This window comes from Streptococcus tangpeifui, assembly GCF_011038795.1.
Classification (GTDB): domain Bacteria; phylum Bacillota; class Bacilli; order Lactobacillales; family Streptococcaceae; genus Streptococcus; species Streptococcus tangpeifui.
Genome location: NZ_JAAKDU010000008.1, coordinates 1 through 12,432, shown reverse-complemented (window position 1 = coordinate 12,432; position 12,432 = coordinate 1). Strand labels below are relative to the sequence as shown.

Annotated in this window: 13 protein-coding genes and 1 pseudogene; 11 read left to right on the top strand and 3 right to left on the bottom strand. The window is 42.7% G+C overall.

Translation table 11 applies throughout. The annotated features are described in order from the left end of the window. Nucleotides 1-52: 52 nt before the first annotated feature. On the top strand, nt 53-1,135 hold the full coding sequence (locus G7Y32_RS07405; RefSeq protein WP_165212496.1) for an AbrB family transcriptional regulator: 1,083 nt from the start codon (nt 53-55) through the stop codon (nt 1,133-1,135). Between the two features lie 31 nt (nt 1,136-1,166). On the opposite strand, the gene citG is transcribed toward G7Y32_RS07405, so the two are convergent. From citG to G7Y32_RS07390, 3 genes are all read right to left on the bottom strand, one after another. After that, entirely contained in the window at nt 1,167-2,060 is an 894-nt protein-coding gene (citG, locus tag G7Y32_RS07400; protein ID WP_165212494.1) for a triphosphoribosyl-dephospho-CoA synthase CitG, read from the bottom strand. Further along, nucleotides 2,050-2,748 carry a GntR family transcriptional regulator gene (locus G7Y32_RS07395; protein WP_165212492.1) on the bottom strand — a complete coding sequence of 233 codons (699 nt, stop codon included), beginning with the start codon at nt 2,746-2,748 and terminating at the stop codon, nt 2,050-2,052. The genes citG and G7Y32_RS07395 overlap by 11 nt, the downstream gene beginning before the upstream one ends. 137 nt (nt 2,749-2,885) lie before the next feature. Continuing rightward, on the bottom strand, nt 2,886-4,289 hold the full coding sequence (locus tag G7Y32_RS07390) for a CitMHS family transporter (protein ID WP_165212490.1): 1,404 nt from the start codon (nt 4,287-4,289) through the stop codon (nt 2,886-2,888). Between the two features lie 235 nt (nt 4,290-4,524). Between G7Y32_RS07390 and G7Y32_RS07385 the strand changes: the two genes are divergently transcribed. From G7Y32_RS07385 to G7Y32_RS07345, 10 genes and pseudogenes are all read left to right on the top strand, one after another. Next, entirely contained in the window at nt 4,525-4,854 is a 330-nt protein-coding gene (locus tag G7Y32_RS07385) for a hypothetical protein (RefSeq protein WP_165212488.1), read from the top strand. 19 nt (nt 4,855-4,873) lie between these two features. Next, nucleotides 4,874-5,281: an acetyl-CoA carboxylase biotin carboxyl carrier protein subunit gene (locus G7Y32_RS07380; RefSeq protein ID WP_165212486.1), complete on the top strand. Its 408-nt coding sequence runs from the start codon at nt 4,874-4,876 to the stop codon at nt 5,279-5,281. A gap of 26 nt (nt 5,282-5,307) precedes the next feature. Further along, a complete protein-coding gene (locus G7Y32_RS07375) occupies nt 5,308-6,429 on the top strand; it encodes a sodium ion-translocating decarboxylase subunit beta (RefSeq protein ID WP_165212485.1) in 1,122 nt (373 codons plus the stop codon). Between the two features lie 20 nt (nt 6,430-6,449). Continuing rightward, nucleotides 6,450-6,578, top strand: coding sequence for an OadG-related small transporter subunit (locus G7Y32_RS10465; protein ID WP_277423770.1), 129 nt, complete (start codon nt 6,450-6,452; stop codon nt 6,576-6,578). Between the two features lie 72 nt (nt 6,579-6,650). Continuing rightward, the gene (gene citD / locus G7Y32_RS07370) at nt 6,651-6,956 is read left to right on the top strand and encodes a citrate lyase acyl carrier protein (RefSeq protein ID WP_165212484.1); all 306 of its coding nucleotides are present in this window, start codon (nt 6,651-6,653) and stop codon (nt 6,954-6,956) included. Then, nucleotides 6,944-7,831, top strand: coding sequence for a citrate (pro-3S)-lyase subunit beta (gene citE / locus G7Y32_RS07365; protein ID WP_004226354.1), 888 nt, complete (start codon nt 6,944-6,946; stop codon nt 7,829-7,831). Before citD ends, citE begins: the two co-directional genes overlap by 13 nt. A gap of 1 nt (nt 7,832) precedes the next feature. Further along, nucleotides 7,833-9,368, top strand: a complete 1,536-nt coding sequence (gene citF / locus G7Y32_RS07360) for a citrate lyase subunit alpha (RefSeq protein WP_165212483.1) — start codon at nt 7,833-7,835, stop codon at nt 9,366-9,368. Next, nucleotides 9,361-9,909, top strand: a complete 549-nt coding sequence (gene citX, locus G7Y32_RS07355; protein WP_165212482.1) for a citrate lyase holo-[acyl-carrier protein] synthase — start codon at nt 9,361-9,363, stop codon at nt 9,907-9,909. Before citF ends, citX begins: the two co-directional genes overlap by 8 nt. Nucleotides 9,910-9,922: 13 nt before the next feature. Further along, nucleotides 9,923-11,311: an oxaloacetate decarboxylase subunit alpha gene (locus G7Y32_RS07350; protein WP_165212481.1), complete on the top strand. Its 1,389-nt coding sequence runs from the start codon at nt 9,923-9,925 to the stop codon at nt 11,309-11,311. 994 nt (nt 11,312-12,305) lie between these two features. Next, nucleotides 12,306-12,432 (top strand): annotated as a pseudogene (locus G7Y32_RS07345) (HlyD family efflux transporter periplasmic adaptor subunit); the annotation flags it as partial.

Sequence of the window (12,432 nt, the reverse complement as noted above, 5' to 3'; positions counted from 1 at the left end):
GACACTAAGATTGCTAAGTTAAAATTTAGACGGCAAGAAAGATTTTTAGCTCATGGTATTATCAATTTTCTTAACCCTTTTCATTGGTTTTGCAGGTGGCTGGCTGGCAAGGCGCCTGAGAATCCCAGCCCCTTTTATGGTTGGTAGTATGATAGCTGTGGCCTTGGTATCCATTTTAACAGGCCGGATGGTTACAGAGCCAAGCATGAAAATTTTTGCACAGGTTATCAGCGGTGCCTATATTGGTCAACAGATTTCTAAAAGGGATATTTTGAGTTTTCCCAAGTTGGGCAAGGCTATCGCAGGATTAATGAGCCTGTTTACCCTTAATATGATAGCAATGGGACTGCTGTTTCGACATTTTTTTGCGTTAGACTTAGTAACTGCTCTACTCAGCTGTCTTCCGGGAGGAATTGTAGATGTTTCTCTGATGAGCATTGACATGGGAGCAAGATCGGATATTGTGGCGACTCTGCAGTCAGCTCGTCTGATTGGAATTTTGCTGATCTTGCCGGCCTGGGTGGCCTTTCTAACAAAGAAATTTAGCCCTAAAGGTGCTCAACCCAAAAGGCAACAAGGACAGAATAATCAGCCTTCTTCTTTACCGCAGCGAAAGCCAGCCAAGCTAAGTGGCAAAAAACAGTGGATCAATAACGGTTTAATTCTGACTGTTGCTAGCTTGGGCGGACTCATTGGGATGGAGCTGGGAATTCCTGTGGGAGCTTTGATTTTCTCTCTGATTTTTTCTTCCATTTTAAAAATTACTAGAGATACCCGCCAACTTTCTATTTCTCTGAGATATTTAGCGCAAATTGTTGCGGGTTCTTTAATTGGAACGAATTTCACGCAAACCAGTCTGTTGCGGATGGCACAACTCATCATTCCTATCGTTTTGCTGTTGACGAGTTACCTCATTATCAATGCTTTCTTTGGCTTTATCATGTACCGCAGTGGCCTGCTCGATCTCCAATCTGCACTTTTTGCTTCCTCACCCGCTGGAGCTACAGATATTTCGCTTTTAGCTGGGGAACTTGGCGGAGATATGCCCAAGATTGCAGGTATTCAAATTAGCCGAACTATTTATACCGTAGTAGTCATGCCCCTGCTTGTTAAAGCCCTAGCTAGTATATTCTAACAAACGTTCTACCAATCAGCTGGCAGAATACTTATAGCAGCTTCTCCAAGAAAGCAAAATAGAAGGTTAAGCTCAGAAAATCGGCACTGCCACCAGGGCTGAGATAGCGCTGAATCAATATCTGATTGTAGGCGGCCAGCTGTCGTTTGAGTTCTGACTTACTAAAATCACTATTCAAGAGGTTCTGAGCCTCTTTTTTAATCCTTTGCCAAGCTGGCACCCCCCCTCGGTGGATAAGATTGGCATCTTCAACGGTGCCCATCAAATAAAGCAGTAGTCGCAATTGACAAAATTCTTTGTCTTGTTCCTTGTTAAGCTCTTGTCGGAAAAAAGGGAGAGCATGAGCGATAACTGTAGGAAAACCGGCCGCGGCTTCACCGCGGGGGCCTTTAATGCCAAATTTGAGATAGAGCTTTTCACCGTGGCTAAGGTCCGCCTTTGTTTCCAACTGGCTGAGGTCTGTCTGAATAATATGAGCCGCTAACTGTTGGGCCAGTTGGCAGATAGCTAGGCTATCTTGGGGAATTAAGGGGTTATTATGACTAGTGGCGGCGGTTTTCTGCTTGGCTAAGTAAATGCCAGTAGCTCCAAGAACCAAGGCTAGTGAAAAGTTAATACCTTTGTGAGTGTTGACGCCACCGGTAGCCTGAAACATAGCCTGTTCGGCTTGAATACCAATTTTTCTTAGTTCTTCAAAAATCAGCTGAGGGTTTTGCCCAGCCATCCGCCAGCCTACTTCAAGATAGCGTAAGAAAAAGGGACTGAGAGTTTCAATACTAGTAAGGAAGGTTTCGTAGGTCATATCCCTATGAGCCCCAGCATCCAAACAATCGACTAGGCCTGGTTTGGGGCTGAGATTAAGCTCGTAGAGCAAGGCTCTTGAGGCTAGATCGGCATAATTCTCTAAAGAAAAGTTATTGGCCATGCTGCCTATTTTCCATTTCTTGTTTGATAAATTCGAGGGAGGCATTGAGATGTTCATGAGTAATCAAGGTAATCTGCTCAGTATCCTTGTTTTTCATACCTCGGTAAATGATCCAATGCTCAGATAGGGCGCGTTTCCGTCTTTCTAGGGAACTTATGGAAATCTCCCGAAAATATCTAAGATAGGTTTGCAATTCCATAACAATCTTACGCAGGCGGAGCATCTGACTTTTTTCATAGATTAATTCATTAAATTGGTTAAAGTTTTGCAGTATTTGCTGGATATCTCCATCTTCAATCATTGCTTCACAGTCAGTCAATATTTTTTTCATATCTGCGAAGTCTTCCTCAGTCATCAAATGCATAGCCTTGATGGAAGCCAGAGTATCAAGCGCTTTACGAATATCAAAAATTTCGATAGCGTCTTTTAAACTGATACCGCGGACAATAATCCCCTTTTTTGGAATGTGCTCCACCAACTTCTCTTCTTTCAAAACACTCAGAGCATAGCGGATAGGAGTGCGGCTGATATTAAGAGTTTCAGCGAGTTCTTTTTCATTAATGTGACTGCCAGCTGGAATTTCACTCATGATGATGGTCTTTTTAAGAGCTTCATAAAAAGAGACTTTCAGAGGTACGTTCTGCGATAAATCTAAGTTATTTTTAATAGCCTGAGTAATTTGTGACATGATTCCTCCTTGAAATTTTAGTAACTATTATAACTATAACCAAGTCTCTTAAAAAAAGTAAAGTAAATAACTTGTTTTTTTATAAAAAAAGCCTTGCCAGTGAGCAGGGCTTTTAAAAAGAATGAGTATCGCTTTGTTTATTGAGGAATGTAAAGTGGGACATGTCCCATCACAAGAACGGTGACAACGAAGATCAAAAAGATGACAGCTGCATATTTGGCGGACTCTCTCTGCCATTCCCCCATATCCAAACCGGTCAAGCGCAGGAGTAAGTAGATAAAGGCAACCAGAGGACTCAGCAAGTGGAAAGCTTGTCCCATCAAAGATGCAAGAGCCATTGCCATGTTGCTGAAACCATATTGGGCACCGGTTTGCGCTAAGACTGGCATAATACCATAGTAGAAGCCATCATTTGACAGGAAGAAGGTACCAGGAGCAGAGATGAGGGCGATAACCAGACCCCAGAAGCCAGCTAATTGTTTAGGAATAATGGTTGTAAAGCTGGACGCAAGGGCATTGGCCATACCGCTACCTTGGAAAAGTCCCATGAAGATACCGGCAGCAAAGACTAAGATAACAACTTGAACAGCATCACCGGCATTATCGCTAATGCGTTTTGTTTGATCCTTCAGTCTAGGGTAATTGACCATCAGTGCGATACAGGTACCGACACCAAAGAGCAGAAGTGAAGGAACTTCGATAGCCGGAACAAAGGAACTAGCAACCAGCCAAACAATCAGAATAATCGTTAAGATAGCATTGAAAATAAAGTTTTTAGGACGGCGAATATCCAAAACCTTTGGATCGGTAACTTTGGTTAACTCGGTGATCTCTTTATCAGAGAGTTCACTAACCCCTAAACGCTTGCGTTCTTTTTTCCCCATGCTTCTTGCCACAAAGAAGATGACATAGAGGATAGAAAGAATCATACCGGGAGCCAAATAACTTAAAATTTCAGAACCGACATTAAGGACTGACATAGCCCGGGCAGTAGGTCCGCCCCAAGGCAGTAGATTCATGATGGTGTTTTGCAAAATAATCAGGACACCAAGATTCATGATTCTCATATTTAATTTTTTATAAATTGGTAAAAAAGCCGAGCAACAAATCAAGGTTGTTGTAGTACCATCACCATTGAGAGAAACAGCAGCTGCAACAACGGCTGTGGCTACAAGAACTTTCAGAGGGTCGCCCTTGGCGAAGCGGATCATCCTTTCAGTTATAGGGTCAAAAAGGCCTGCATCCAACATAATTGAGAAATAGAGAATAGCAAAGAGCAACATAATACCCGTTTTGGCGGTATTGTTGATGCCATACATGATCATTGGGCCGATGGCTGTTAACCCTTTCCCCATCCCATCTTCGGCAGCAAACTCAACAAAAGCCTTATCTGCAGTCAGATTAGCTGATCCAGTTAGGATAGCAATGACAGCTGCTATCAGTGGAATCATAACCAATGCTGTAAGGGGAGACATTTTTTTCTTCATGACAACATACATGAAGACGATAATCATCGCATAAGCTAATAATGTTAATAACATAAGCTTCTCCTTCATTTAAAAAATATATAAGCTTGAAGTATCTTACTAACAGTGTATATGAAAGCGTTTCAAAAATAAATAGTGCCTTTTCGAAAGAACACAAAAAAAACACAAATTGCCTGCTAGTTGAAAGAACACAAAAAATGCATGCTGAAGGCTTTTAACGTTATATAATTAAGGAGTAGCAGCTATTCGGAAGCTTAATACACAAGCAATACTTCGAAAGGAGGAAAATATGGGGATTTTTCAACGTTTATTTGGCAAGACCAGTAAAGCTGAACCTATCAGTGCAGCAAAGTCTGATAGTCTAGAAAGTTCAACAGGTTCTGACTGGGAGCTGCTTCCAGCCTTTATTCCGGCGGATCCTCAAGATGTTGAGCGAGTCAGTGTCATCGCAACAGCTATTGCTGCTGGTGACAGACCGGACAGTAAGTTTCTTGTTAAAAGAGTCTTACAGAGGAATCCAGAAGTTAAAACGATTTCGATTATAGCTGCAAGCATTGCGGCCGGCACAAAAACTGATAGCCAGTTGTCCATAAAAAATATTTACAAAAAGAAAGACTGAGACAAAAAGGAGACATTTTATGTTGCGTAAATTTAAAATCTCAATTGACGGAAAAGAATATCTAGTGGAAATGGAAGAAATCGGTGCTCCAGTGGCTCCAACACCAGCCCCAGTAGCTGCACCTGCTTCGGCACCAACTGTAGAAGCGCCTCAACCAGCTGAATCAGCTCCGGCCGCACCTGCTCCAAGCCCAGCGGCTTCGGCACCAGCAGGTGCGGATGCTATGCCAGCGCCAATGCCAGGAACAATCCTGAAAATTTTGGTTAATCCAGGCGATACCGTTTCAGAAAATCAACCCCTCATGATTTTGGAAGCCATGAAAATGGAGAATGAAATTGTAGCTAGCAGTGCAGGTACAATCTCTGCCATTCATGTTAAAGAAGGACAAGTGGTTAATGCAGGCGACGGCCTGATTACAATCGCTTAATGAGACATTAGAAAGGAAGTAAGCTTGTGGATACTTTAATCTCAGGAATTACCTCTATCACTATTCCGCAAATCATTATGATGTTAATTGGAGCCGTGCTCATGTATCTGGGGATTAAAAAGGAATATGAGCCCACCCTTTTAGTTCCGATGGGTCTTGGGACCATCTTGGTGAATTTCCCCGGAACAGGAGTTTTAACACAGGTTGTCAATGGTGTCCATCAAGAAGGAGTTTTTGATGTCCTCTTTAAGATAGGGATTAATACTGAACTCTTTCCCCTCCTGATTTTTATCGGGATTGGTGCCATGATTGACTTTGGCCCTCTGTTGCAGAATCCTTTTATGCTGCTCTTTGGTGCCGCAGCCCAGTTTGGGATCTTCTTTGTTGTCGTTGTTGCGGTCTTGGCAGGCTTCGATATCAAGGAAGCAGCTTCGATCGGGATTATCGGGGCTGCCGATGGTCCAACTTCAATCTTTGTCGCCAACCAGCTAGCTCCTAAGCTACTGGGGCCGATAACAGTTGCAGCCTATTCTTATATGGCACTGGTTCCTATTATCCAACCCTTCGCTATCAAATTGGTTACGACTAAAAAGGAACGTCGGATTCGTATGACCTACAAGGCAGAAGATGTTTCTAAATTAACTAAAATTCTATTTCCAATTGTCATTACGATTGTTGCAGGATTTATCGCACCTATTTCCCTACCGCTTGTTGGTTTCTTGATGTTTGGTAATCTCTTGCGTGAATGTGGTGTTTTAGACCGTTTATCACAAACAGCTCAAAACGAGTTGGTCAATATTGTCAGTATCCTCCTGGGTCTAACGATTTCGGTTAAGATGCAAGCTGATCAATTCTTAAATCTCCAAACTCTTATGATTATCCTCTTTGGTTTGGTGGCCTTCATTATGGACTCTGTCGGAGGGGTTGTTTTTGCTAAGATTTTAAATATTTTCCGCCGCAAGAAAATCAATCCAATGATTGGTGCTGCAGGGATTTCAGCCTTTCCAATGTCCAGCCGGGTTATTCAAAAAATGGCAACGGATGAAGATCCGCAAAACTTTATTTTGATGTATGCGGTCGGGGCAAATGTATCGGGACAAATTGCTTCGGTAATCGCAGGCGGCTTGCTGCTGTCATTCTTTAGCTAAAAAGGTGAGGAGAAAAAATTATGTCAATGGATGATTTGATTCAAGCCTTTGAATTGATGGGCTTAGGTATGGCTGGTGTTTTTATCGTCTTGGGGATTCTCTATGCAGTAGCTGAATTGTTACTCAGGATTTTTCCAGTCAAAAAATAAGTTAGTTATCACACGCGACACTCGTGGGATGATCTCACCTGCGCCGCATATTATAGCAATGTGAGGTGAATTATGAATATTAAACAATCTGCTGTCGCTGGCTCTTTGGAGTCCAGTGACATTATGGTGACAGTTAATCCAAGCAATGATGGTATTTCTATCGAATTAGAAAGCAGCGTCGAAAAACAATTTGGTCAACAAATTAGGACACTTATCCAAGAAACACTGGAAAACTTGGGTGTTCAGTCTGCTGCTATCCAAGCCGTAGATAAAGGAGCTTTGGATTGTACCATTCAAGCACGTACGCTTGCTGCAGTTCACAGAGCGGCAGAAGTAGAGCAGTACAACTGGAAGGAGATTGACGCATGGAACGCTTAAGAAGAACAATGATGTTTGTCCCCGGAGCCAATGCAGCCATGCTTAGGGATGCTCCGCTGTATGGCGCAGACTCCATTATGTTTGACTTAGAAGACTCGGTTTCCTTAAAAGAAAAGGACACTTCTAGAGCTTTGGTACACTTTGCCCTCAAGACTTTTGACTACAGCCAAGTAGAGACGGTTGTTCGGGTGAATGGTCTGGATACCTGTGGCGCACTTGATGTTGAGGCCGTCGTTCTTGCTGGCGTCGATGTAGTCCGTCTACCTAAAACGGAAACGGCCCAAGATATCATTGATGTCGAAGCAGTTATCGAAAAAGTTGAGCGCGATAACGGTATTGAGATTGGGCGTACTAAGATGATGGCTGCTATCGAGTCTGCCGAAGGTGTTCTCAATGCTCCAGCCATTGCCAAGGCTTCTCAACGTTTAATTGGTATCGCCCTCGGTGCCGAAGACTATGTGACTAATATGAAAACGCGTCGCTACCCTGACGGCCAAGAGCTTTTCTTTGCTCGCAGCATGATTCTTCATGCAGCGCGTGCGGCCGGCATTGCAGCGATTGATACGGTCTACTCTGATGTCAATAACCCCGAAGGTTTCCAAAACGAAGTGCGTTTAATTAAGCAACTGGGATTCGATGGAAAATCCGTTATCAACCCTCGCCAAATTCCTTTGGTTAACGAAATCTATACACCAACGGAAAAAGAAATTCAAAATGCCAAAGAAGTTGTTTGGGCAATTCGTGAGGCAGAAAGCAAGGGGTCTGGTGTTATTTCGCTCAAGGGTAAAATGGTTGATAAGCCTATTGTTGAGCGCGCCGAACGTGTTATTGCCTTGGCCAAGGCAGCTGGCGTGTTAAGCGAGGAGGATATTTAAGATGGTAGAAAATAAATTAGGTCGTGATATTCCTCAAGAATATGCTGAACGCTATGGTGTATTTGAAGGGGAATTGGCACATATTAAAGATTATCAAGAATCCAGTCGGCGGGTGAAACCAGTGAAACCCGCTGATGACAAGCTCTTGTCTTCTATTCGTGAAGCGATTGAAAAAACAGGGCTAAAAGATGGTATGACTATCTCCTTCCATCACCATTTCCGTGAGGGAGACTATGTGATGAATATGGTCTTGGATGAGATTGCTAAGATGGGGATTAAAGATATCTCTATCGCTCCAAGTTCTATCGCCAATGTTCATGCCCCTTTGATCGATCACATCAAAAATGGCGTTGTTACTAATATCACATCCAGTGGGCTGCGCGATAAAGTTGGGGCTGCAATTTCAGAAGGAATCATGGAAAATCCTGTTGTCATCCGCTCCCACGGGGGACGTGCCCGTGCGATTGCAGCCGATGACATTCATATTGATGTCGCTTTCTTAGGAGCTCCGAGCTCTGACGCTTACGGCAATGCTAATGGGACAAAAGGAAAGGCAACCTGTGGTTCACTAGGCTATGCCATGATTGACGCTAAGTATGCAGACCAAGTAGTCATCATCACAGATACCTTGGTGCCTTACCCTAATACGCCGATCAGTATTCCGCAAACAGATGTCGATTATGTCGTTGTTGTAGATGCGATCGGGGATCCCGAAGGTATTGCTAAGGGTGCAACTCGTTATACCAAGAATCCTAAGGAATTGCTCATTGCCGAGTATGCGGCTAAGGTTATCACCGGTTCTCCTTACTATAAAGAAGGGTTCTCTTTCCAAACAGGAACGGGTGGAGCCTCATTAGCTGTTACACGTTTTATGCGTGAGCAGATGCTTAAAGATGGCATCAAAGCTAACTTTGCTCTCGGTGGTATCACCAATGCCATGGTAGAATTGCTGGAAGAAGGTCTGGTTGACAAGATTATGGACGTTCAGGACTTCGACCATCCTTCGGCCGTATCGCTTGACAGTAATGCCGAAAAGCATTATGAAATTGATGCTAATATGTATGCCTCTCCGCTTAGCAAAGGTTCTGTAATCAATCAATTGGATACTTGTGTACTCTCTGCCTTAGAAGTAGATACAGACTTTAATGTCAATGTTATGACTGGATCAGATGGTGTTATCCGCGGGGCATCAGGTGGTCACTGCGATACCGCCTTTGCTGCCAAAATGAGTTTAGTCATCTCACCCCTTGTGCGCGGCCGTATTCCTACCTTTGTTGATAAGGTTAATACAGTTATTACGCCGGGAACCAGCGTTGATGTCATTGTGACAGAAGTGGGTATTGCTATAAATCCTAATCGTCCTGATTTGATAGAACACTTTAAGGACCTGAAAGTACCGCAATTTACAATTGATGAGTTGAAAGAAAAGGCTTACGCGATTGTTGGCAATCCAGATCCTATTCAATATGGAGACAAGGTTGTGGCTCTTATTGAGTACCGCGACGGTAGTCTAATTGATGTTGTCCGCAATGTCTGAAAAACGGAGTATTCAAGCCGTCTTTGATGGACCGCAGGTAACCCTAGAGGATATGCTAGCTGCGCGTGAAGACCGCAGCCATAAACAGACGGAGTTGCTAAAAACTTATAAGCCTCATTCCTTGCTCTGTGCGACCATGAATATTCCTGGGCCCATAAAGAACTCAGTTTTATTGAGTCGAGCCTTTGAGATGGTTATTAAGCAGGTCAAAAAAACTTTAGCAGGACATATTAATTTTGAAAAAGAAACTGTTAAAAAAACGGGCTGTGAGTATTACCTGATTTCAGATTTAGCGGCTAACGATTTAAAACAATCTATGATAGAGATTGAAACAAGCACTCCTTTGGGACGCCTGATGGACTTAGATGTTTTACAATTGCTTGAAAATCATCCAAGACCAATTAGCCGTCAGGAGCTCGGTTTTCCTAAACGACGGTGTTTTATCTGTCAGGGAGAGGCCAAGTCTTGTGCCAGATCTCGAAAACATAATGTGGAAACGATGCAAGCCAAGCTTGCCCAAATTATTAGTGAAAATTTATAAGAGGAGGAAAGTCATGTCGGAAATCCGCCTTACGGAGACAGTGTTGCGAGATGGACAACAGAGTCAAATCGCAACACGAATGACAACAACAGAGATGCTGCCGGTCCTGAAAACTTTGGATGAGGCAGGCTATCATGCTTTGGAGGTCTGGGGTGGCGCTACCTTTGATTCCTGCTTGCGCTATTTGAATGAAGATCCCTGGGAAAGGCTGAGGACCATTCGTAAACATGTTAAGAAAACGAAATTGCAAATGCTCCTGCGTGGTCAAAATTTGCTTGGCTATCGCAATTATGCCGATGATGTTGTGACCTCCTTCATTCAAAAGTCTATCGAAAATGGGATTGATATTATTCGTATCTTTGATGCCCTCAATGATCCTCGCAATCTGCAAACGGCTGTATCAGCTACTAAAGCAGCAGGTGGTCATGCTCAAGTTGCTATTTCCTACACTACTAGTCCTATTCATACGGTGGATTATTTTGTAAATCTTGCCAAGCAGTACGCCCAAATTGGGGCTGATTCCATCTGTATCAAAGATATGGCTGGTGTTTTAACGCCGCAGACGGGTTATGAGTTAGTGAAGCGGATCAAGGAAGATGTAAATCTGCCTCTTGAAGTCCATACCCACGCGACCAGTGGTATTTCTGAAATGACTTATCTCAAAGTAGCTGAAGCAGGAGCTGATATTATTGATACAGCGGTCTCATCTTTTGCAGGAGGAACTAGCCAGCCTGCGACAGAGTCTTTGGTCATCGCCCTTGAAGAACTTGGTTTTCACACGGGCATAGATTTAAAAAAGGTCGAAGAAGTGGCTGCCCACATGAATACTGTTCGCGACCATTATCGAGCAGAAGGCATTTTGAATCCTAAGGTCAAGGATGTTGAGCCTAAAACCCTGATTTATCAAGTTCCAGGTGGGATGTTATCAAACTTGCTCAGCCAATTAACAGAACAGGGTCTGGTTGATCGATATGAAGAAGTTTTAGCTGAGGTTCCTCGTGTCAGAGCTGACCTTGGCTATCCACCGCTGGTAACCCCTTTATCACAGATGGTAGGAACCCAATCGCTAATGAATATTATCTCAGGTGAGCGCTATAAGGTCGTTCCCAATGAGATTAAGGATTATGTCCGTGGGCTTTACGGCCGTCCACCAGCAGCTATTGATGACAAGATCAAGCAACTCATTATCGGTAATGAGGAGCCTATCACGGTTCGGCCAGCTGATTTGATTGAACCGCAACTACCAAGTTTACGTCAAGAAATTGCAGACTATGCTAAAAGTGAAGAAGATGTGCTCAGTTATGCCTCCTTCCCTCAGCAAGCTAAAGATTTCTTAGGCCGCCGTGAAGATCCTTTCTATGACGTCCCTGTCCAAACCGTTTCTGTTGATATTGATTTCTAAGTTCCTAATTAATGGCAAACATGGGACTTCAAAACTAAAAGGGAGGAGACTAATCAAGTTTTCTCCTTTTAATTTGTGATAAATGACTATAATTAAATGCGAGAGAAGATTCAGTTGGTCTTCTCTTTTCAACTATTTGTAACACTGTCCAAGTGCTTAAAAGTATCAGAAAATTTATGTTTTTTCAGGGTTTTGACATTCTAATAAAAGATGGGCAGAAGAGCTTGATTAAGAAGAATTTAGGTGATACTATAGCAACCATAAAAATGAAAGGATAAACTATATGGAATCAATTGTGTTTGAGGAATTCGAATCTGTTCAAGCAAACGACTTGTCTGAACAGATAGGTGGAACTATCAGTGTTGTTAATGGCTGGGGAGATGGAGGTTTTATTTTATGCCAAAGCTCCCAACTACTTTAGTATTATTTTGTATTTTACTACTGCCTATTATGGCCAATCACATTAAAAGTCCTGCTGTAAAAATTACTTGCTTTGTAATTATTTTGATTTTGGGTATTTATAGTTCGGCAGAAGTCGTATATGCACTTTTACATTAGAGTTACATAATTTTCAAAGTCGCATTATACATCCCAAGATTCATAATAGACTTTCCATTTTTTTAGAAAAGGCAAGACATTCTTGAGGGCACCCCGAAAAACTCAAGATTTTCTATACTTGAATACTTGTAAATGCTGATATATCAGCATCGAGAATATTTTGCAAGAGACTTGTAGAGCTTCTCTTGAACATTCCGCCCCGTCTCCTTTTAGGTGTCGGGGCCTTTTTCTGCCCCCCTTTAATGTAAGAAAGAAGTTGACCTCACCTATGACTCTGTGAATTTCGACAAAATATCCTAGAAATTTTGGTGCTTCTACTTGCTTTGCAAGTTCTATCGCAACTTTGAAAGAGGTTCATTGCTACTAAAGAACTTATAAACTGTGCAAGGGTAAGACTTCTAGGCTTAGCCAACAAGTCTTACTCCCAACCACCGCGCAAAAGAATTCGCAAAAAGAAGCCATAAAGGAACGCAATAAGCGTCTGGACAAAATAGAAGAGAAGAAAGAAAAGAAGACCAAGAAAAAAAACAAAAAGCTCTCTAAAAAGGCCAGAAAAAAAGCTG

Coding starts and splice junctions, on each gene's coding strand:
- G7Y32_RS07390 (WP_165212490.1), bottom strand. CDS start 4,289: ATGTTATTAACATTATTAGCTTATGCGATGATTATCGTCTTCATGTAT.
- G7Y32_RS07385 (WP_165212488.1), top strand. CDS start 4,525: ATGGGGATTTTTCAACGTTTATTTGGCAAGACCAGTAAAGCTGAACCT.
- citE (WP_004226354.1), top strand. CDS start 6,944: ATGGAACGCTTAAGAAGAACAATGATGTTTGTCCCCGGAGCCAATGCA.
- G7Y32_RS07395 (WP_165212492.1), bottom strand. CDS start 2,748: ATGTCACAAATTACTCAGGCTATTAAAAATAACTTAGATTTATCGCAG.
- G7Y32_RS07405 (WP_165212496.1), top strand. CDS start 53: ATGGTATTATCAATTTTCTTAACCCTTTTCATTGGTTTTGCAGGTGGC.
- citF (WP_165212483.1), top strand. CDS start 7,833: ATGGTAGAAAATAAATTAGGTCGTGATATTCCTCAAGAATATGCTGAA.
- citX (WP_165212482.1), top strand. CDS start 9,361: ATGTCTGAAAAACGGAGTATTCAAGCCGTCTTTGATGGACCGCAGGTA.
- G7Y32_RS07380 (WP_165212486.1), top strand. CDS start 4,874: ATGTTGCGTAAATTTAAAATCTCAATTGACGGAAAAGAATATCTAGTG.
- G7Y32_RS10465 (WP_277423770.1), top strand. CDS start 6,450: ATGTCAATGGATGATTTGATTCAAGCCTTTGAATTGATGGGCTTAGGT.
- citG (WP_165212494.1), bottom strand. CDS start 2,060: ATGGCCAATAACTTTTCTTTAGAGAATTATGCCGATCTAGCCTCAAGA.
- G7Y32_RS07350 (WP_165212481.1), top strand. CDS start 9,923: ATGTCGGAAATCCGCCTTACGGAGACAGTGTTGCGAGATGGACAACAG.
- citD (WP_165212484.1), top strand. CDS start 6,651: ATGAATATTAAACAATCTGCTGTCGCTGGCTCTTTGGAGTCCAGTGAC.